23 protein-coding genes and 1 pseudogene are annotated in these 19,037 nt (G+C 74.3%); 11 read left to right on the forward strand and 13 right to left on the reverse strand.

All coding sequences use genetic code 11. The features are described 5' to 3' along the window. Nucleotides 1–68 precede the first annotated feature (68 nt). Nucleotides 69–1,415, reverse strand: a complete 1,347-nt coding sequence (locus ACFV46_RS06365) for a phosphoribosyltransferase family protein (RefSeq protein ID WP_385497197.1) — start codon at nt 1,413–1,415, stop codon at nt 69–71. A 197-nt stretch (nt 1,416–1,612) separates the two neighbouring features. Between ACFV46_RS06365 and ACFV46_RS06370 the strand changes: the two genes are divergently transcribed. After that, on the forward strand, nt 1,613–2,014 hold the full coding sequence (locus ACFV46_RS06370; protein ID WP_361928889.1) for an SseB family protein: 402 nt from the start codon (nt 1,613–1,615) through the stop codon (nt 2,012–2,014). A 36-nt stretch (nt 2,015–2,050) separates the two neighbouring features. On the opposite strand, the gene ACFV46_RS06375 is transcribed toward ACFV46_RS06370, so the two are convergent. Together ACFV46_RS06375 and ACFV46_RS06380 are read right to left on the reverse strand one after the other, a co-directional pair. Next, nucleotides 2,051–2,440, reverse strand: a complete 390-nt coding sequence (locus tag ACFV46_RS06375) for a MarR family transcriptional regulator (protein WP_361928886.1) — start codon at nt 2,438–2,440, stop codon at nt 2,051–2,053. A 90-nt stretch (nt 2,441–2,530) separates the two neighbouring features. Further along, nucleotides 2,531–2,704 (reverse strand): annotated as a pseudogene (locus tag ACFV46_RS06380) (VOC family protein); the annotation flags it as partial. 311 nt (nt 2,705–3,015) lie between these two features. Here ACFV46_RS06380 and ACFV46_RS06385 point away from each other — a divergent pair. Further along, the gene (locus ACFV46_RS06385) at nt 3,016–3,303 is read left to right on the forward strand and encodes a helix-turn-helix domain-containing protein (RefSeq protein WP_361928881.1); all 288 of its coding nucleotides are present in this window, start codon (nt 3,016–3,018) and stop codon (nt 3,301–3,303) included. 12 nt (nt 3,304–3,315) lie between these two features. On the opposite strand, the gene ACFV46_RS06390 is transcribed toward ACFV46_RS06385, so the two are convergent. Next, the gene (locus tag ACFV46_RS06390; RefSeq protein WP_385497198.1) at nt 3,316–3,786 is read right to left on the reverse strand and encodes an SRPBCC family protein; all 471 of its coding nucleotides are present in this window, start codon (nt 3,784–3,786) and stop codon (nt 3,316–3,318) included. 255 nt (nt 3,787–4,041) lie between these two features. On the opposite strand from ACFV46_RS06390, the gene crcB (ACFV46_RS06395) reads away from it, so the two are divergent. The 6 genes from crcB (ACFV46_RS06395) to ACFV46_RS06420 are packed head-to-tail and all read left to right on the forward strand — an operon-like array spanning nt 4,042 to nt 8,113. Beyond that, nucleotides 4,042–4,503, forward strand: a complete 462-nt coding sequence (crcB, locus tag ACFV46_RS06395) for a fluoride efflux transporter CrcB (RefSeq protein ID WP_385497199.1) — start codon at nt 4,042–4,044, stop codon at nt 4,501–4,503. Continuing rightward, nucleotides 4,500–4,874: a DUF190 domain-containing protein gene (locus ACFV46_RS06400; RefSeq protein ID WP_376725978.1), complete on the forward strand. Its 375-nt coding sequence runs from the start codon at nt 4,500–4,502 to the stop codon at nt 4,872–4,874. The genes crcB (ACFV46_RS06395) and ACFV46_RS06400 overlap by 4 nt, the downstream gene beginning before the upstream one ends. Further along, nucleotides 4,871–5,245, forward strand: coding sequence for a fluoride efflux transporter CrcB (gene crcB, locus ACFV46_RS06405; protein ID WP_361928872.1), 375 nt, complete (start codon nt 4,871–4,873; stop codon nt 5,243–5,245). The genes ACFV46_RS06400 and crcB (ACFV46_RS06405) overlap by 4 nt, the downstream gene beginning before the upstream one ends. A gap of 55 nt (nt 5,246–5,300) precedes the next feature. Beyond that, entirely contained in the window at nt 5,301–6,056 is a 756-nt protein-coding gene (locus ACFV46_RS06410) for a FadR/GntR family transcriptional regulator (protein ID WP_385497200.1), read from the forward strand. Between the two features lie 50 nt (nt 6,057–6,106). Continuing rightward, a complete protein-coding gene (locus tag ACFV46_RS06415; RefSeq protein WP_361928869.1) occupies nt 6,107–7,123 on the forward strand; it encodes an asparaginase in 1,017 nt (338 codons plus the stop codon). A 57-nt stretch (nt 7,124–7,180) separates the two neighbouring features. Beyond that, nucleotides 7,181–8,113, forward strand: coding sequence for a glutaminase (locus ACFV46_RS06420; protein WP_385497201.1), 933 nt, complete (start codon nt 7,181–7,183; stop codon nt 8,111–8,113). Between the two features lie 11 nt (nt 8,114–8,124). Here the strand turns inward: ACFV46_RS06420 and ACFV46_RS06425 are convergent, their stop codons facing one another. The 3 genes from ACFV46_RS06425 to ACFV46_RS06435 form a co-directional block, all read right to left on the reverse strand. Next, entirely contained in the window at nt 8,125–9,282 is a 1,158-nt protein-coding gene (locus ACFV46_RS06425; RefSeq protein ID WP_385497202.1) for a D-alanyl-D-alanine carboxypeptidase family protein, read from the reverse strand. A gap of 92 nt (nt 9,283–9,374) precedes the next feature. Next, nucleotides 9,375–10,514 (reverse strand): transcription termination factor Rho, encoded by a 1,140-nt coding sequence (rho, locus tag ACFV46_RS06430; protein WP_385497203.1) that lies wholly within the window; start codon nt 10,512–10,514, stop codon nt 9,375–9,377. A gap of 344 nt (nt 10,515–10,858) precedes the next feature. Next, the gene (locus ACFV46_RS06435) at nt 10,859–11,257 is read right to left on the reverse strand and encodes a nuclear transport factor 2 family protein (protein WP_361928860.1); all 399 of its coding nucleotides are present in this window, start codon (nt 11,255–11,257) and stop codon (nt 10,859–10,861) included. 71 nt (nt 11,258–11,328) lie between these two features. Between ACFV46_RS06435 and ACFV46_RS06440 the strand changes: the two genes are divergently transcribed. The 3 genes from ACFV46_RS06440 to ACFV46_RS06450 all read left to right on the forward strand — a co-directional run bounded on the left by ACFV46_RS06440 (nt 11,329) and on the right by ACFV46_RS06450 (nt 13,517). After that, nucleotides 11,329–11,886 (forward strand): PadR family transcriptional regulator, encoded by a 558-nt coding sequence (locus ACFV46_RS06440; RefSeq protein WP_361928858.1) that lies wholly within the window; start codon nt 11,329–11,331, stop codon nt 11,884–11,886. A gap of 5 nt (nt 11,887–11,891) precedes the next feature. Further along, nucleotides 11,892–12,635 carry a class I SAM-dependent methyltransferase gene (locus ACFV46_RS06445; protein WP_385497204.1) on the forward strand — a complete coding sequence of 248 codons (744 nt, stop codon included), beginning with the start codon at nt 11,892–11,894 and terminating at the stop codon, nt 12,633–12,635. A 90-nt stretch (nt 12,636–12,725) separates the two neighbouring features. Beyond that, entirely contained in the window at nt 12,726–13,517 is a 792-nt protein-coding gene (locus ACFV46_RS06450; RefSeq protein WP_376725984.1) for a thioesterase family protein, read from the forward strand. On the opposite strand, the gene ACFV46_RS06455 is transcribed toward ACFV46_RS06450, so the two are convergent. The 6 genes from ACFV46_RS06455 to ACFV46_RS06480 all read right to left on the reverse strand — a co-directional run bounded on the left by ACFV46_RS06455 (nt 13,487) and on the right by ACFV46_RS06480 (nt 18,715). Next, a complete protein-coding gene (locus tag ACFV46_RS06455) occupies nt 13,487–14,230 on the reverse strand; it encodes a GntR family transcriptional regulator (protein ID WP_385497205.1) in 744 nt (247 codons plus the stop codon). The two genes, ACFV46_RS06450 and ACFV46_RS06455, sit on opposite strands and share 31 nt — an antisense overlap. A 131-nt stretch (nt 14,231–14,361) precedes the next feature. Then, nucleotides 14,362–15,528 (reverse strand): serine hydrolase domain-containing protein, encoded by a 1,167-nt coding sequence (locus ACFV46_RS06460; protein ID WP_385497206.1) that lies wholly within the window; start codon nt 15,526–15,528, stop codon nt 14,362–14,364. Nucleotides 15,529–15,651: 123 nt separating this feature from the next. Beyond that, nucleotides 15,652–16,620, reverse strand: coding sequence for an acetylxylan esterase (locus ACFV46_RS06465; RefSeq protein ID WP_385497207.1), 969 nt, complete (start codon nt 16,618–16,620; stop codon nt 15,652–15,654). A gap of 99 nt (nt 16,621–16,719) precedes the next feature. Next, nucleotides 16,720–17,304 (reverse strand): hypothetical protein, encoded by a 585-nt coding sequence (locus ACFV46_RS06470; protein WP_385497208.1) that lies wholly within the window; start codon nt 17,302–17,304, stop codon nt 16,720–16,722. A gap of 39 nt (nt 17,305–17,343) precedes the next feature. After that, a complete protein-coding gene (locus ACFV46_RS06475; RefSeq protein ID WP_385497209.1) occupies nt 17,344–18,117 on the reverse strand; it encodes a ferredoxin reductase in 774 nt (257 codons plus the stop codon). Continuing rightward, the gene (locus tag ACFV46_RS06480) at nt 18,110–18,715 is read right to left on the reverse strand and encodes a sulfite oxidase-like oxidoreductase (RefSeq protein WP_376725990.1); all 606 of its coding nucleotides are present in this window, start codon (nt 18,713–18,715) and stop codon (nt 18,110–18,112) included. Before ACFV46_RS06480 ends, ACFV46_RS06475 begins: the two co-directional genes overlap by 8 nt. Nucleotides 18,716–19,037 lie beyond the last annotated feature (322 nt).

Below are 19,037 nucleotides of genomic sequence, written 5' to 3' on the forward strand. Positions count from 1 at the left end.
CTCAATCTCCACGCCGGGGCAGGATGGCGAAGGGCCGTCCCCGGGCGGCCGAAAAGCAGCCGCACCCCTCAGGCCGAGCGGCGCGGCGAAGCTCCCGTGGCCGGCCGGCCGACGTGCCCCGCGAACCAGTCGCGGGCCAGCTCGGCCACCGTGCGCAGGGCGCCCGGCTCCTCGAAGAGATGGGTCGCGCCCGGGACGACGGCGATCCGGTGCTCGCAGTGCATCCGGTCCGCCGCCAGGCGGTTCAGGCTGAGCACCTGGCGGTCCCGGCTGCCGACGATGAGCAGCGTCGGCGCGCGCAGCCGGGTCAGCGCCGCCGGAGTCGCGAGGTCGGGCCGGCCGCCCCGCGAGACGACCGAGTGGATACCGGAGCCGGACAGCGCGGCGGCCTCCAGCGCGGCCGCCGCCCCGGTGCTGGCGCCGAAATAGGCGACGGGCAGACCGGTCTCCGCGTGCAGCCACACGGACGCGGCGTGCAGCCGCCGGGCCAGCAGCAGGATGTCGAACACGTTGTGCCGGTCGTGCGCCTCGGCGTCGGTGAGCAGGTCGAGCAGCAGGGTGGCCAGACCCGCCCGGTGCAGCGCCGCCGCCACGTACCGGTTGCGCGGGCTGTGCCGGCCGCTGCCGCTGCCGTGCGCGAAGGCCACCGCCACCGTGGCCCCCTCGGGCACCACCAGCTGCGCGCCGAGGTGCTTCCCGGCGGCCGGGACCCGCACCTCGCGGTCCACCGCGGCGGCCGTCCCGGGCGAGCCGTCCCCGGCGGGTGGGTCCGGAGCCCCGGCCCGCGCGAGCAGGGAGACGACCTCCGCGTCCGGGACCTGGGCGAAGTCCCGGTACCAGGCGCCCACCGAGCCGAAGTCCCAGGGCGTGCTCGGGCACACGACCGCGTCGGCCACCTGCCGCAGCCGCGCCACCGAGCGCTCGGGCGCCACGGGCACCGCGAGGACCACCCGGGCCGCGCCCTGGCCGCGTACCACCCGGCAGGCGGCCTCGGCGGTGGCGCCGGTGGCGAGTCCGTCGTCCACCACCACGGCCGTACGGGCTGCCACCGCCGCCGCCTCCCGCTCCCGCCGGTAGGCGCGCACCCGGCGCTCCAGCTCCGCGCGCTCGGCCGCCTCGACCGACTCCAGGGCGGCGGACGTGATCCCGGCCGCGGCCATCACGTCCTGGTTGAGGACCCGCACGCCGTGCTCGCCGATCGCCCCGAACGCCCACTCCGGCCGACCGGGCACCCCCAGCTTGCGCACCACCAGCACGTCGAGGGGGGCGCCCAGGCTCCGGGCGACCTCCGCCGCCACCGGCACCCCGCCGCGCGGCAGGCCCAGGACGACGGCGTCGCCGCCCCGCAGCTCCGGCAGGTCCGACAGCTCCGTGGCGAGGAGCCGCCCGGCAGTCCGGCGGTCGTCGTACCGCATAGCCGCCTCCCGCACCCGCGAGGACCGGACCTTCGCCGTGTCCGTGCCTTCAGGCTACGACCGTTGCGCGCCGCGCTCAGCGCCTCGCCGCCCGCGTAGGAATGCCGCACTCCGGATCGGGTAGGCGGCCAGGACCGCGCCGAGGCAGACGCATGCCCTTGGCGGGTTGTACGACCGCCGCTACCAGGGGATCCACCATGAACACACCCGCGCACGACAACTCCGCCACCCCGGCCAGGCGCGCGCTGGACGCGCTGGCCGACAACACCGAGGACCGCGCGGCGATGGACACGCTGGCGAGCAGCGACGTCCTCGTGCCCGTGCCCGACGACGCCGGCGACGGCGATGCCATGGACCCCGGTGTCGTGGCGCTCCCGGTGATCGAACGCTCGGGCGCCGAACCCGTGGTCCCGGTGTTCACCTCGGAGCCCGCGATGGCCGAGCTGCTGCCCTACGTCTCCCGCTACCGCCTGGTGCCGCTCGGCGCGCTCGCCTCGCAGTGGCCCGCGGACGAACTGGCCCTGTCGATAGACGCCGGGTCCGAGCACCCGCTGACCCTCACGTCCGAAGGGGTGCGCACGCTGCTGGCCCGTCCCTGAACGCGCCGGACCCTTGGCGTCTGCCCGCTCGCCGGGTCAGGCGCCGAGCATCCGGGCCAGTGCTGCGCGCTGCAGGGGCAGCACCTCGGCGTGCAGGTCACGCCCCTTGGGGGTCAGGGTGACGTACACGCCGCGCCGGTCCTCGGCGCAGACGGAACGCTCGACGAGGCCGTCCTTCTCCAGGCGGCCGATGAGCCGGGAGAGCGCGCTCTGGCTCAGATGGACCCGCCCGACGAGGTTCTGCACCCGGCACGCCGAGCCCGTGTCGGGGGCGGAGGACACGAGGATGTCCAGCACTTCGAAGTCGCTGGCGCCCAGTCCGTGCGGATGCAGCACGCGGTCGATCTCGCACATCGTCCGGGCGTGCACCGACAGGATGTCCCGCCACCGTTCCTCGAGCCCCGCCTCGGCCGTGTTCGCTGCCATACCCGCACCGTAGCACCGATCGGACCATTTGTTGATCGTGCAACTAGTGCATGCGCAGGGGACGGTGGCACGCCCCCGGACCGGTGCCGGTCAGCCGGTCGGGTCCTGGAGCAGTCCGACGGGATTGCCGTCGGCGTCCCGCAGCGAGGCGATCAGCCGGCCGCCCCCGACGTCGTGGACGTCCTCCACCCTCTCGGCGCCCGCCGCCACCAGCGCGGCACTGGTCGCCCGGATGTCGCTCACATGCCAGGCAGGACGTCGGCCTGGACCCCAACGGGCACGCGAAGGGCATGACCGGCCCTGCTCCCACGCTAGGACTCGCCGCGCCGGACGGCTTCTCGATTCCTGACCGGCTGCCGGCACCGGGCCCGGCCTCTCTTTCCGGACGCCCGCCGCGCCCCACCGCCCCCTGCCGCCGCGTGCGGACCCGCCGTGGCGTGCGGGCACGAACTCCCGCGCCGTACAAGGACGTTCGGTACCGGACAACGACCCCTGAGTCCCGGACACGGCGGTGCGTCCTGCGGGACAGTGGAAGCACGCGCCACGCCGCGGCCGGCCGGACGGAGGGGAACGACATGCTGAGGACTCCCGTCGACGACACGCGCCTCGCCATCCTGGAATGGCTCAGGGACCCGGTCGCGCACTTCCCCGCGCAGCGGCACGGCGACCCCGCCGAGGACGGCGTCACCGCCTCCGCCGTGGCCGCGCGGCTCGGCGTGCCCCGTGAGGTCGCCGAGACCCACCTCGCCCTCCTCACCGGCCTCGGCCTGCTGCGCGCCAAGCGCGTCCGGCGCCGCACCCACTACCGGCGTGACGAGGTACGCATCGCCGAAGTGGCCCGCATGTTCGAGAAGGGCTGGTAGCCCGGGGGTCCCTCACCGGGTGGGGGGCACCGGCTCGCCGCCGGGCCCGTGGTGCTCGCGCACCGCGATCCGGGCCAGTTTCGTCAGCATCATGCCGCTGCGGATCGCCACGACGTAGTCGACGGGCAGCCCGTGCATCCGCGTGCCGGGTCCCCGCAGCGGGTGCCAGTCGATGACGAAGAGCGTGTGCCCGCCCCAGGGGATCAGCCGCATGGCGATACGGGCCGCGCCGAACGGCTCGGCCCGGGCCTCCAGTTCCAGCCGCCGCCCGGGATCGCAGATCCGGACCACCACCGTGTCGTCCAGCGTCACGGGACCGGCTCCGACGCGTACGCGCAGCCGGGCGCCCACGTCCGGCCAGTGCGGGTCCACGGTGAGCACCCGCTGGGTCCCCGTGACCCATTCCCCGTACCGTCGGCCGTCGGCCAGCAGGCTCCAGACCTCCGACGGTGAACTGAGGATCAGACGGCGGTTGCGGGCCATGCCGACCACGCTCCTTCCCCCGTACCGGCTCGTCGGGCCTCTCGACCGTAACCGGCGGGCACCCGCCCGGCATCCGCGGCGAGGGGCGGGCGAGGCGGGTGACCGGCTGGGCCGATACGCTGGTGTCCGGCCGCGATCACCTCGCGGCGCGGCGGTGGGGCCCGCCGTACCCGAACCGCGGCAGCGCGCCGCCAACGGTCCCTACTTGCAACCGCGCGGCCCGCTGCCGGGCCCAGGCGAGTAGGAGACACACGCATGACCACCCAGGACACCGACCCCCTGCGCGCCCCCGCGCGGGCCGCCCGGCCGCCGGCCTGGCGGGCCCAGATGCCGGTCGTCGCGGTCGTCGCACTCGGCGGGGCCCTCGGTGCCACCGCCCGCTACGCGGCCTCCCTGGCGTGGCCCGCCGGGCCGGGCGCGTTCCCCTGGGCGACCTTCTGGGTCAACGTCACCGGCTGCGCCGTGATCGGCGTCTTCATGGTCCTCATCCACGAGAGATGGCCGGGGCACCGTCTGCTGCGCCCCTTCTTCGGCACGGGCGTGCTCGGCGGTTTCACCACCTTCTCCACCTACGCCGTCGACATCCGCACCCTGGTCGACGACGGGCACCCGCGTACCGCCCTGGCCTACCTCGCCGCGACCCTGGCCGCGGCGCTCACCGCCGTCTGGCTCGCGTCGACGGCCACCCGCCACGTCCTGAGGAGGAGGTGGTCATGACCGGTCCGACCGGCCGCGCCCTGCGCCTGACCGTCCTCGTCGGTGAACACGACACCTGCCACCACCGCCCGCTGTACTCGGAGATCGTGCACCGCGCCCACCAGGCCGGTCTCGCCGGCGCCAGCGTCTTCCGCGGCATCGAGGGGTTCGGATCCTCCTCGATGATCCACACCTCGCGGCTGCTGTCCCTCAACGAGGACATGCCGGTGGCCGTCGTGATCGTCGACACCGAGGAACGCGTCCGCGCCTTCCTGCCGCAGCTCGACGAGATCGTCACGGAGGGGCTCGTCACCCTCGACGAGTGCGAGGCCGTCCGGTACACCACCCGCACCGCGTCCGGGGAACCCGGGGAAGGGGAGACGCCGGCGTGAACTGGCTCCTGGTCATCGCGGGAGCCGCCGTCGGCGCGCCCCTGCGCTACCTCACCGACCGCGCGGTGCAGTCCCGCCACGACTCGGTGTTCCCGTGGGGCACCTTCACCGTCAACGTCGCCGGCTGTCTCGTCCTCGGCCTGCTCACCGGCGCCGTGGCCGCCGGCGCGGCGGACTCCCACGTCCAGCTGCTGATCGGCACCGGCCTGTGCGGCGCCCTCAGCACGTACTCGACGTTCTCCTACGAGACCCTGCGGCTGACCGAGACCGGGGCGGGGCGCTACGCCCTCGCGAACGTGGCGGGCAGCCTGGTCGCGGGACTCGGCGCCGTCTTCCTGGGCGTCACGATCGCCGAGGCGGTGTGGGCGTAGAACGCCCGGAGGACACCGCTTGACAGGAACCGTCACTCGAACGGACCATCGGTTCGTGAACCTGTCAGACAGCCGGACAGCCGGACAGCCGCCGCGCCGGGTCAGCGCCATGGAAGCCGTGCTGGCGCACCTGCGCGACGCCATCGAGCGCGGCGACTACGCCGTGGGCGACAAGCTGCCCTCCGAGGCGGAGCTGTGCCGCACCCTGGAGATCAGCCGGCCCGTGCTGCGGGAGGCCCTGCGCGCCCTGCAGACGATGGGGCTGACCGTCTCCAAGACCGGCAAGGGCACCTTCGTCGTCGCCGCCGGCGTCGAGGAGCCCGTGTTCGGCGACTACACGGCGGGCGACCTGATGGAGGTGCGCCGGCACGTGGAGATCCCGGTCGCCGGGTACGCGGCGCGGCGCCGCACCCCGGAGAACCTCGACCACCTCGCGCACCTGCTGGACCGGATGGAGGGGGAGACGGACACCACCGCGTGGGTCGCGATGGACACCCTCTTCCACCTCGGCGTCGCCGAGGCCGCCCAGAACCCGGTCTTCCGCCGGGTCATCGAGGAGATCCGCGACGCGCTGGCCCGCCAGTCGGCCTTCCTCAACGAGCTGGGCGGCCGCCGCGAGCAGTCCGACCGCGAGCACCGCTCGATCCTCCGCGCCCTGACCGACGGCAGCGAAGCCGACGCCACCGAGGCCATGACCCACCACCTCGACCGCGTCGGGACCACCCTCACCGACATCGTGCGCCGCGGGCGCCCCGACGGCGCCACCCCTGCCGCCGGGCACCGGGCCCCGAACCCCAGGCCCGGCGCGTGACCCCCGCGACGGCCGGACACCCCTCACCGACCCACGACCCCCAGGCAGTGATGAACACCAGCACCATGGCGGACGCACCCCTTGTCCGCGCCCCCCTCCACGCCCCCGTCGCCCACCTCGTACGCAGCGGCGTCATCGAGGGCACCCACCACGGCTCCGTCGTCGTCCTCGGCCCCGACGGCGCCGTACGGTTCCAGCTCGGCGACATCGAGGCCGCCTTCTACCCGCGCTCGGCGATCAAGCCCGTCCAGGCCGTCGCCATGGTGCGCGCCGGGCTCCCGCTCGACGGAGAGCTGCTGTCGCTCGCCGCGGCCAGCCACTCCGGCGAGGAACGGCACCTCGCGGGCACCCGGCGCATCCTCGAACTGGCCGGACTCACCGAGGACGACCTGCGCAACGTCCCGGACCTGCCGTACGACCCGGTCGTACGGGACACCTGGGTGCGCGAGGGCCGTCCGCCGTCCCGGCTCGCCCAGAACTGCTCCGGCAAGCACGCGGCCATGCTGTACACCTGCCGGCTCAACGGCTGGTCCCTGGACGACTACCTCGACCCCGCCCACCCGCTCCAGCAGGCCATCGCCGAGATCGTCGAGGACCTCACCGGGCAGCGCGTCGCGCGGGTGAGCGTCGACGGGTGCGGGGCGCCCCTGTTCTCCGTGTCGCTGCACGGCCTGGCGCGTGCCGCCGCCCGGATCACCACGGCCGCGCCCGGCACTCCCGAGGCGCGAGTCGCGGACGCCATGCGCACCCACGCCGAGATGGCGTCCGGCTCGGGCCGGGACGTCGCCGCGCTCATGCGGGCGGTGCCCGGGCTCCTCGCCAAGGACGGGTTCGAGGGCGTGCAGGTCGCCGCCCTCCCGGACGGGCGGGCCGTCGCCGTGAAGATCGCCGACGGGGCGGACCGGGCGCGCGTCCCGGTCGCCGCGGCGGCGCTCGCGTGGGCCGGTGTGGACCCCGCGTCGCTCACCGAGTTCCGGGGCGGGGCCCTGCTGGGCGGCGGCCGCGAGGTCGGCCGGGTGCGGCCCGTCCCCGCGCTGGAGCCCACGCCGGTCCCGGCCTCGGTCTGACGGCCGGACCCGGCCCCGGGACACGCGGGGGACCCCCCGGAAGGGCATGATGCGATCATGGCAGCGTCGACGTCGTCCCTGACCTTCCAGCCGGTCCTGGAGCGCATCGCCGAGGAGATCGAGCGGACCCCCGGCCGGGGCCGGCCCGCCGACTACATCCCGGCGCTCGCGGCCCGCGACCCCCGCAGCTTCGGCATGGCGGTCGCCGAGCTCGACGGCACGGTGTACGGCGTGGGGGACTGGCGCGAGCCGTTCTCCACGCAGTCCATCACCAAGGTGTTCACCCTCGCCCTGGACCTGGCCCGCGAGGGCGACGCGCTGTGGGAGCACGTGGGCCGCGAGCCGTCCGGCAACCCCTTCAACTCGCTGGTGCAGCTGGAGTACGAGAACGGCATCCCGCGCAACCCGTTCATCAACGCCGGCGCCCTCGTCGTCACCGACCGCCTCCACACCAGGACCGGCGACGCGGCGGGCGAACTGCTGTCCTTCCTGCGCGCCGAGAGCGGCGACGCGAGCCTCGGCTTCGACCACGACGTGGCCGCCTCCGAGACCGCGCACGGCGACCGCAACGCCGCCCTGGCCCACCTGATGGCGTCCTACGGCAACATCGACAACCCGGTGCCGGTCCTGCTGGACGCGTACTTCCGGCAGTGCTCGATCACGGCGTCCTGCGCGGACCTCGCGCTGGCGACCCTGTTCCTGGCCCGGCACGGCGTCCGCGCCGACGGCTCCCGGCTGCTCAGCTGCAGCCAGGCCAAGCAGATCAACGCGATCATGCTGACCTGCGGCACGTACGACGCCGCGGGCGACTTCGCCTACCGGGTGGGCCTGCCCGGCAAGAGCGGAGTGGGCGGCGGCATCATCGCCGTCGTCCCCGGCCGCTGCACCCTGTGCGTGTGGAGCCCCGGACTGGACGAGCACGGCAACTCGGTGGCCGGCGTGGCTGCCCTCGACCGGTTCACCACGCTCACCGGCGTGTCGGTCTTCTGACACCCCTGAGGTCACTCGGTCCGGCCCCGCGTCACCAGTGACACGGCACCCGCCCCCACCCCGGCCGCGCCGGCGACCGCACACGCCTCCGCCCAGCCCGCAGGCTCCTTCCCGGGCGCCCGGGCGGCCGCCACCGGCGCCGCGCTGGGCCCCGGCCCGGGGCGGGAGCGGCGGCCGTCGAGCGACCCGACCGGTTCGACGTGGCCGGCCGCGCCGAACCCCCAGTCCAGCAGCGCGGCCGCCTCCTCGTACACGGGGTGCCCGCCGCTCGCCCGGGGGTTGAGGACCGTCACCACGAGGGTGCGCCCGCCCCGGTGGGCGGCGGCGATCAGGGTGTTGCCCGCCTCGGTGGTGTAGCCGTTCTTGACGCCGATCGCGTCGGGATAGCGGGCCACCCCGTCCGCCCCGGTCAGCAGCCGGTTGGTGTTGCGGATCCCGTACGAGCGGCCGCCGTCGCCGGGGAACAGGGCCTCCGCCGTGCCGCAGTACCGCGCGAAGTCGGCGTTGCGCAGCCCCGCCCGGCCGAACACCGCCAGGTCGTACGCCGACGACACCTGGCCGGGTGTGTCATAGCCGTCCGGCGACAGCACCCGGGTGTCGAGGGCGCCCAGGGCCCGCGCCTTCTCCTGCATCCGCGCCGCCGTCTCCCGCCAGCCGCCGTTGAGCGAGGCCAGCACGTGGACGGCGTCGTTGCCCGAGCTGAGGAACACCCCACGCCACAGGTCGGCGATGCGGTACGTACGGCCCTCCGCGACCCCGACCAGGCTGCTTCCGGGACCGATGCCCGCGAGCTCCTCGGGGCGCACGGTGTGCGGGACACCGGCGGGCAGCGTGGGCAGCACCGTGAGGGCGAACAGGGTCTTGAGGGTGCTGGCCGGCGGCAGCGGACGGTGTGCCTCGTGGGCGGCGAGGACCTCACCGGAGCCGGCGTCGGCCACCAGCCACGAGCGCGCGGAGAGCCGGGGCAGCTTCGGCGCGTCCGCGTGCGGCCGCACCTGGGTGCCGGACCGGTACAGCAGCGCGGGTGGCGGGGTCGCGCGGGGTCCGCGCGGCGGGTCGGGGTCGTGCCCGGTGAGCGCGGACGCGGAGGCGGGCGCCAGCGCCAGCAGACCGGCCGCGCCGAGGGCGCAGGCGGAGACGAGTGCCCGGGCGGTAAATCCGATCTTCATACTGCCAACGTAAGAACGGGAGGCCTCCACGGGGCGCTGCCCGGGCCGGGCCGGCCGCTTCGGCACCCGGACGGGCGATATCCGCCGGTGTGTCAGCCGCCCGGCAGTGTCGGCTGGACGCGCCGCAGGAAGGTGGCGTTGTCCGGGGTCTCCCGCATCCGCTCCAGCAGGGTCTCGGTGCCGCTGTGGCCGTCCCTGCCGCGCAGGGCCCGGCGCAGGCCGCGTACCGCGGTCAACTCGGCGGGGGTGAGCAGCAGTTCCTCGCGGCGGGTGCCGGACGGGTCGATCTCGACGGCCGGGAAGACCCGGCGGGAGGCGAGCTCCCGGCTGAGCCGCAGCTCCATGTTGCCGGTGCTCTTGAGCTCCTCGAAGAAGAAGTCGTCGGCCCGGGACCCGGTCTCCACGAGGGCCGTGGCGAGGATGGTGAGCGAGCCGCCCTCCTCGGCGAGCCGCGCGGCGCCGAAGAACCGCTTCGGCCCCTGCAGCGCGGCCGCGTCGACGCCACCGCTCAGAGTGCGCCCACCGGACGCGGCCGCGTTGTTGTGCGCCCGGCACAGCCGGGTCAGCGAGTCGAACAGCACGACGACGTCCTCACCGGCCTCCACGAGCCGCTTGGCCCGCTCGATGACCAGATCGGCCAGCGCGATGTGCTGCCTGGGCGCCCGGTCGAAGGTCGAGGCGTACACCTCGCCGCGCACGGAGCGCCGCATGTCGGTGACCTCCTCGGGACGTTCGTCGAGGAGGACGACCATCAGCCGGCACTCCGGGTGGTTGCCGGCGACGGCCGCCGCGATCTGCTGGAGCAGCACGGTCTTGCCCGTCTTGGGCGGGGCCACGATCAGCCCGCGCTGCCCCTTGCCGACGGGGGCCATCAGGTCGGCGATCCGCCCGGCCGGGCCGGACGCCGGGTGCTCCAGGCGGATGCGCTCGCGGGGATGCAGCGGGGTGAGGTCGGCGAAGCGGGGCCGGTCGCCGCCGGGGACGCGTCCGTTGACGCGGACGACGTCCGTGAGGGTGCGGCGTTCGCCGCGTTCACCGTCGACGAGGTCGCCCTTGCGCAGGCCGTACCGGCGGATCAGCGCGGGGGAGACCTGCGGGTCGGCGGGCGAGGGGAGCAGGCTCGTGGCCCGCAGATGTCCCTTCCCGCTCGCGTCGACGTCGAGCACGCCGGTGACGGCGTGGAGGGCGGTCCGCTGTGGTGCGGCCGCGGGGTGTTCGAGTGTGGTGGTCATCGTGGGGGGTCCTTTCGGAAGGACGGCAGAAGTCATGCGGAGGGGGAGGGATGCCGCGGAGACGGGAAGGCGCGATACGGGCCTTCGGGTGCGGCGGGGAACAGCACCTCACCGAACGGGTGCGAACCGCTGGTCACCTGAGGTGGAGGAGGAGAGCCGCCGATACGCCGACCGGCGAACTCGGGAGAAAGACAGGCACCGGCGCCCACGACGGGGCGTGCACAGATGCCGTCTCGACGGTAGCACGCGGATGCGGCGCGTGGCGAGGAGCCCCGAGAAACGAGAGGACGGCGGCTCGCGGAGCCGCCGTCCACGCAGGCCCTGGGGGGCCGGCTGGTGAAGCCCTACGCGGACCGCGCCTCGGCGTCCGCCAGGATCCGGTCGAACTGGGCGCCCATGGCCTCGGCCAGCGCCTGGGCCCCGGACAGCGGGCGGACCATGACCATGAAGTCGTCGATCAGCCCGTCCTCGTCCACCGACAGGAAGTCGCACCCGGTGATCTGTTTGTCGCCGACCCGCGCGGTGAAGACCAGCGCATGGTCACGGCCGCCCTCGTCGTGGATCTCGCGGACGTACCGGAAGTCCTCGAAGACCCGGACCACACCGCGCAGGATCGCCGCCGTGATCGCCTTGCCGGTGTAGGGCTTGAACACCACCGGGCTGGTGAAGACGACGTCCTCCGCCAGCAGGGCCTCGATGGCGTCGGTGTCGCCCGCCTCGACCGCCGCACGGAACGCGTGCATCCGGATCACCTCATAGTCAACTAGTTGAGTAGGTGCGAAAGACAATAATCACCTGCTGTTACGGTGTCCACATGTCCCTCAAGTACGCCGTGCTCGCCGCCCTGCTGGAGGGCGAGGCCTCCGGCTACGAGCTGTCCAAGCTCTTCGACATCTCGTTCGCGAACTTCTGGCCCGCGACCCCGCAGCAGCTCTACCGGGAACTGGAACGCCTCGCCCAGGACGGCCTCGTCGAGGCCCGGTTCGTACAGCAGGAACGGCGGCCCAACAAGCGGCTGTTCACCCTCACCACCGCCGGCCGCGAGGAACTGAGCGCCTTCGCCGCGGAGCCGCCCCGGCGGCCCACCGCCATCCGCGACGAGCTTCTGATCAAGGTGCAGGCCATGGACGATCCCGGGACCGCCCGCGCCCTGGTCGAGGAGCGGCGGAGCTGGGCACGCGGCAAGCTCGACCGCTACGAACGCGTCCGTGAACGGCTCCTGGACGGGCGCACCGAGGAGGCGTACCTGGCGGAGGCGGAGCGCATCGGGCCCTATCTGACGCTGCTGGCCGGCATCTCCTTCGAGGAGGAGAACCTGCGCTGGTGCGACCGGGTCCTGGCGGTCCTCGGACGACGTGTCGCGGCGGGGTGACGGCGATGTTCAGTCCTGAGGGACCCAGCCTGCGCGAACTCACCGCCCAGGCCCTGTCGTCGGTCGAGCACGGCTACGACCTGCTCGCCCCCAAGTTCGACCACACGCCCTTCCGCACCCCGGACTCCGTGCTGACCGCCGTCACCACGGCCCTCGCGCGCGGCGGCCCCTACGACGACGGCCTGGACCTGTGCTGCGGCACGGGCGCGGGACTGGGCGTCCTCGGCGAGCTGTGCCGCAGCAGCGTCACCGGCGTCGACTTCAGCGCGGGCATGCTCGAGGTCGCCCGGGAGCGGGGCGAGGCCGTCCGGAACGCGGGTGCCGGGCCGCGGGTGCGCTGGGTCCGCGCGGACGCCCGGGCCCTGCCGTTCACGGCCGCCTTCGACCTGGTGGTGAGCTTCGGGGCGTTCGGGCACTTCCTGCCGGGTGAACTGCCCGGTCTCTTCGGCCAGGTCCACTCCGTCCTGCGACCGGGCGGCCGCTTCGCGTTCCCGGTCGTGGCGCCGCCGCGCCCCACGTCCCCCGCCTACTGGGCGCTGCTCGGGTTCGACGCGGTGATGCGGGTGCGCAACGCCGTGCGGCGGCCGCCGTTCGTCATGTACTACCGGACCTTCCGGCTGGCGCAGGTGCGCAGGGGTCTCGAAGACGCGGGGTTCGAGGTGACCTGGCAGCCGCTGCCCGAGTTCGGGGCGCGGGGGGACGGCAGCCCCAGGGTGCGGATGGTGGTGGGGCGCCGGCTGCCCGAGTGAGTGCGCGGCGCCCGATCGGGTGAGTTGGATTTCCGAACCGGACGCCGCGAGAGGGTTTGTTTTTCAAACTCACATGGTTATCGTGGGCGGGTGAGCACCACGACCGACACCGAGACCCGCGTCGACCCTGCCTGGTATTCCTGGGAGGGGGCGCACGGCGGCCATGTCGCCGCCCTCGCGCTGACCGCCGTCCGCGACCGCTTCGCCGGCGGAGCGCACCCGGTCCGCACGCTGACCACCCACTACCTCGCGCCCGTGGACGGCAGTCCGCTGCACTTCTCCGGCACCGCCCCGGCCACGCCGGGCCGCCGCACGGCGACGTGTGTGTTCACCGGCCACCAGAACGGCGTCCCGGTCGTCCTCGGGTCCGCGCTCTTCGGCGCCCGGCGCCCGGGCGGTGTACCGCACGAGGCGCACCCGGCGCCCCGTGTGCCCGGCCCCGGCGACTCCCCCCTGCTGCGTCTCCCGGCCGACCTGTCCCCGTTCTCGCAGCAGTTGGAGATACGTCCCGCCACCCCGGACCGCCCGCTCGTGGGTGGTGAACGGGCCGAACTCACCGCGTGGATCCGCTTCCTGGACGGGCGGCCGCTCGACGCGGCCGCGGTCGTCACCCTCACCGACGTCCTGCCGCCCGCGCTGTACGCCGTCTGGGACGCCCCGCGTCCCGTACCCACCGCCGAACTCACCGTCCACCTCACCGACGCCCTCGACGAGGGCGCCCCCGACGGCTGGGCGCTGGTGAGGATCCGCACCGAACACGCGGGCGGCGGCTGGGCCGTCGACGACAGCGTTGTCTGGGCCGCCGACGGCCGACTGCTCGCCCTGGGCCGTCAGTCGAGGGTCGTACGCCCTCAGCCCGCCGCCGGGACCGTGAACTCGTAGACCAGGGCGTCCTGGTGGGCCTCCATCACCAGGTCGGTGATCTCCAGCGGGCGCCCGTACTGGTCGTGCGACCGCCGGGTGACCCGGACCGACGAGCCGCCCGGCAGCCGGGTGATGGCGTCCCGGTGATGCAGTGTCAGGCCCGCCCTGCGCATCCAGTCGTAGGCGCGGCGCAGCTGGGCCGCGCCGGAGCCCTCCGCGCGGTCCCGGTAGCGGGCCAGCTCCACGACCTCCGCGAGCGCCACCGCCGAGAACGTCGTCACCGCCGTCCGCGGGGCCCGTCCGCCGGCGCCGGCGGACTCGTACCGGTGCACCAGCGTCGGCCGGTGCCGGTCGAGCCCCAGCGCCTCGGCGTGCTCCAAAGAGGGCGGCTCCCAGAGCACCATGGACCGGTCCACGGCACCGGGACCCGCGGCCCGGGCCCCGATCGGGAACGCCACCGACGCCGGTGCCTCGACCGGCAGCCCCGGCAGGCTGGCGTGGCTGCCGCGCCGGTCGGTGGCGACCAGACCGCTTCGGCGCAGCACCTCCAGCGCCTGCCGTACGGTCTCCCTGCTGACTCCGAAATGCCCTGCCAATCGGCGTTCCCCCGGCAGCCGTTCACCGGGCGGGATGGTGCCGTCGCGCAGCTCGCCCAGCAACTGGGTGGCGATCCGCCAGTACAGCGGCTGCGTGGTGGTGAGGGGGCGTTCGTGCGGGGTGGTGCGGACCATGCCGCGCCTCCTGATCGGTGACGTGTCGTAGCCGTGCGGGCTCCTTGCGTCACCAGATCCAAGCATTGGTCTAAACCAGAAGGGAAGGGTGGGCCTCCACTTCGGCTGAAACCGCGTGCTCGCCCGCTGACTCAGAGTGAGGCGTACACGGCGTCGACCAGGGACATCTTGCGGGGATCGTCGGCGATATGCGGCCCCATCCGGTTCATCACGTACCCCAGCGACACTCCCGCCTCCGGGTCGGCCAGACCACAGGATCCGCCGAAGCCGTCGTGTCCGAAAGCCCGCGGGTTCGGCCCGTACGAGCCGTTCGGGCCACTGAGCCACAACCCGAGCCCGATCTCCGTCTCATGGCCCAGCCCGGCACCCAGGACCAGGTCGCGGCACCTTCCCTGTCCCTCCCGCACCCGCTCGACCGCCTCGGGGGACAGGATCCTCCGGCCGCCGTACGAACCGCCGCCCGCGAAGATCCCGTACAGGGCGGCGACCGCCCGCGCGGTGCCGTGCCCGTTCGCGGCGGGGATCTCGGCCGCCCGCCACGCGGGGGTGTTCGCCTGGTCCGCGCCCACCGCCGGATTGGCCAGCGCGGCCAGCGCCGCGGGCGGCAACGCGGCGAGCGCGGCGGGGCGTTCGCCCGACGCGCCGGCCGGGGGCTGGACCAGCTCGGCCGCCCGGCCGGACTCCTTCTCCGGCAGCCCGATCGTGAAGTCGACGCCGAGCGGCCCGGTCACCTCACGCTCCAGGAACGCGGCGGGCCGCAGCCCCGACACCCGCCGTACGACCTCCCCGACCAGGAAGCCGTACGTGAGCGCGTGGTACCCGGACCGGGTCCCCGGCGCCCACCACGGCTCCGTCGCCGCGAGCCGCCGGGTCGTCAGTTCCCAGTCGTACAGGTCCTGGAGCGTGTGCGGCTCGCGCAGGCCGGACAGGCCGGCCCGGTGCGCCAGCAGATGCCGGACGAGGACCTCCTCCTTGCCCGCCGCCGCGAACTCCGGCCAGGAGAAGGCCACCGGCGCGTCCAGGTCGAGCAGTCCCCGGTCGGCGAGGATGTGCGCGCACAGTGCCGTCGGGCCCTTGGTCGTCGACCAGACGTTGACCAGCGTGTCGCGCTCCCAGGGCCTGCTGCGCGCCCCGTCCGCCCAGCCGCCCCACAGGTCCACGACCGTCTCTCCACCGACCGTGACGGCGACGGCGGCCCCCAGCTCGCCCCGCTCCCGGAAGTTCGCCTCGAACGCCGTGCGCACCGCCTCGAACCGTGGATCGCAGTGTCCGTGCACCCGCGCCGGAAGATCCGTCATGAGCCGCCCACCCCTCGTCGGTAACCGGAGAGCCGGGGCCACGCCGGTGTGACCCCGACCTGAACATACCGACTGGTCGGACTGTGCGGAAGGGGCTCGGTACGGTGCCGTGACGGGAGCCCGTCAGACGCGGGAGCGCAGCCAGTCCAGTTTGACCGCCTCGTGGTACGGGCCACCCCCCTCGTGGTCGTTGAACTCGTAGACCTCGATGGCCTTCTCGTCGTGCGCCCAGGCGTTGAACGCGGCGAAAACCGTGGACGGCGGGCAGGTCTGGTCCTCCAGCGCCGCCGAGAACAGGGCGGGTGCCCGGCTGCGCGCGGCGAAGTGCACGCCGTCGAAGTACGACAGGGTGCGCAGGACGTCGGCGGTGCGTCCCCGGTGCGTCTTGAGGAACAGGCCGATCTCGCGGTAGGGGTGACGGTCCGTCAGCGTCGTCGCGCGCGGGAAGTCGCACAGGAACGGCACGTCCGGCGCCACCGCCGTGAGGTCGGGCACCAGCCCGCCGACCGCGATCGCGATGCCGCCGCCCTGGCTCTCGCCCGTCACGACCGTCCGGGCGGCGTCGGCGAGCGGGTGGGCGCGGGCCGCCTCGACGGCACGGACCGCGTCGGTGAACACCCGGCGGTAGTAGTAGTTCTCGGGCGCGTCGACACCCCGCGTCATATGGCCGGGGAACGCGGGGCCGGCGCCCACCGGATCCGGGGTGTCACCGCCCCCGCCCCAGGTGCTGCCCTGCCCGCGGGTGTCCATCGTGAAGTGCGCCCGGCCCGTGGAGGCCCACAGCAGGTTCTCGTGCGGCAGCCCGCGTCCACCGCCGTACCCGACGAACTCCACGATCAGCGGCAGCGGTTCGGTCGCCCCGGCGGGCAGCCGCAGCCAGCCCTTGACGGGGTGCCCGCCGAACCCGGCGAACGTCACGTCGTACACCCGCACCGTGGTCAGGCCGGTGTCGACCCACTCGTAGCGGACGTCCAGATCGTGCTCGCGCGCCTCGTCCAGCGTCCTGGACCAGAAGGAGTCGAAGTCCTCGGGCTCGGCGGACGCGCTGCGGTGGGCGCGCAGTTCGTCGAGCGGGAGGTCGAACAGGGCCATGGGACCACCTTGTGCGAAGAGAGAGCCCGGACACCGCACGCTACGTCGAAGATCGGCGCGCTGACCAGGGGCTGTGTCTCCGGACGCGGCGGGCCCGGCTCAGACGTTGCGGCCCGTCCACGCCGGTTCGGTGGCGGCCCACGCCCGGTCCCACTCGGCCAGCCGGCGGCGCATCGCCGTCTGCCGCACCAGGCCGTGACCCAGGACGACGACGGCGGCCGTGGCGCCCGTCGCGCACACGCCCATCGTCACCGCGTGCTGCCGGACCGCGGCGTCGTCCGGCGGCGGGCGCACACCCCGGTCGGCGGAGTCCAGCCACACATGGACCGTCTCACCGGGCCGCGTGCCCGTGGGGACGCGCACGGTCGTCGTCCGGGGACCCGCCCCCGGCTCCGACCAGCGGACCGTCACCTTCGCCGACGGCTGCCGCCCGGTCTGCGGGGTGTGCAGCGCGCCCGAGACCGTGCGGACGACCATCCCCCGCACCTGCCGGCGCTCCGCCCGCTGCTTCTCCGCCGCGGCCTGGGCGTCCCCGTGCGCCCACCAGCCCGCGACCACCCCCACCAGGGGGGCGACCACGAACAGCAGGAGGCCCACCCCGAGCAGGGTCCACGTCTCGACGACATCCGATCGGCGCCGCAGCTCGTTGTGCCGCAGACGCCAGCCACGCACCCGGCTTCGCATGCCGTCCAGGTACCCCGAACACAGGCCCCTGTTCCCGGGTCAGCCGAAGCGCTCGATCCGGATGCGGTCGACCGGCTGCCCCGCGGCCACCAGCAGCCGCGACGCGTGCTCGGCGAACCCGTTGGAGCCGCACACATAGGCCTCCCACCCACCGGGAGGCCGCTCGGCCAGGAGCGGCGCCACATGTGCGGCGGACATACGTCCCACGGGCACACCGGCCGGCGCGCTGCGGGTGAACACCGCCGTCGTCTCGGAGCCGTACTCCGACGCGTAGATCAGCTCCTCGGGGCTGCGGGCCGACACCAGGAGCCGCAGCGGCACGACCGAGCCACGCGCGCGACGGTGCCGCACCATCGACATCAGCGGGACGACGCCGGAGCCCGCACCGAGCAGCAGCGCGGGGCGGTCGCCCGGCCACGCGAAGAAGCCGCTGACCGGGCCGCGCACCTCGACCGTGTCGCCCGGCTCGGCCACCGTGTGGAACCAGCCGGACACCTCGCCGCCGTCCACATGGTCCAGCGTCAGCTCGATGTGGCCGGAGTCGTCGGGTGCCGACGCGATCGAGTAGTGGCGCTGCGCCACATAGCCGTCCCGCGCGCGGAGTCGCACCATCAGATGCTGGCCCGGCAGATGCCCCGGCCAGGCGGGCACGGCCAGCCGGAACGTCGCCACCCGCGGCGTCTCACGGCGGACCTCGGTGATCGTCGCGGTCTGCCACTCGGACGCCGCCCGGTCCTCCACGGCGATGCGGCCGGGCACGGCGAAACGGGTCGGGGGAGTGAAGGACGGGGTCGTCCCGAGGGTCTCAGTCACCGGAGTACCGCTGCTCCTCCCAGGGGTTGCCGCGCGGGTGGTAGCCGTTGCTCTCCCAGAAGCCCGGCTCGTCGTGGTCGAGGAGGCGCAGCCCGGCGATCCACTTCGCGCTCTTCCAGAAGTACAGATGGGGCACGATCAGCCGCGCCGGCCCGCCGTGCTCGGGCGCGAGCGGCCGCCCGTCGTACTCCCAGGCGATCCAGGCCCGTCCACCGGTCACATCGGCGAGCGGGAGGCTGGTGGTGTACCCGGTGTGCGCGTAGGCGACCACATGGGTGGCGGACCCATGGGGCCGGACCACATCCAGGAAGGCGTCCAGCGAGACACCGCCGAACCGCACGCCGAACTTGGACCAGCTCGTCACACAGTGGATGTCGCCCTCGTAGGCCGAGGCGGGCAGGGCGTGCGCCTGCTCCCAGGTCCAGGTCCGCGGCCGCTCCACGAGGCCGTCGACGCGGAACGTCCACTCCTCGGGCGTCAGCTCGGGGGTGACCTCCGCGGACAGGACGGGCCAGTCGTCCCCGGCGTCGTACTGGCCCGGCGGCAGGGCGGCGTTCGGGACGCGCGGGCGTCCGGTGAAGCCTCGGGTGACGTGCATGGGGTGGGGCCTCCAGGCCGCCGCGGACGACGGCCCGCTGGTCTAACGGGATCGGCAGGTGCGCGTACCACCGTACGACGTCCCGGCGCAGGACCCGCGCGCGGGAGGCCGGCCGCTCACGGGCGGTGACCGCGGACGGTGAGCGCGGGAGGTGACGGCGGACGGCCGGTACTCACCGGGACGCGGCATCGGGACCCGGCCCCCAGCCCCGCCGGAAACCCCCGGAACGCCCCGGAGCGTTGCGGTAGGGTGTGCCGTCCAGCCGGGAGAGCCCCGGCCCTGGAGACCGGGAGGTGGGACCCATCACCGCTGTGTCAGGTCG

The organism is Streptomyces sp. NPDC059852, assembly GCF_042731455.1.
GTDB lineage: Bacteria > Actinomycetota > Actinomycetes > Streptomycetales > Streptomycetaceae > Streptomyces.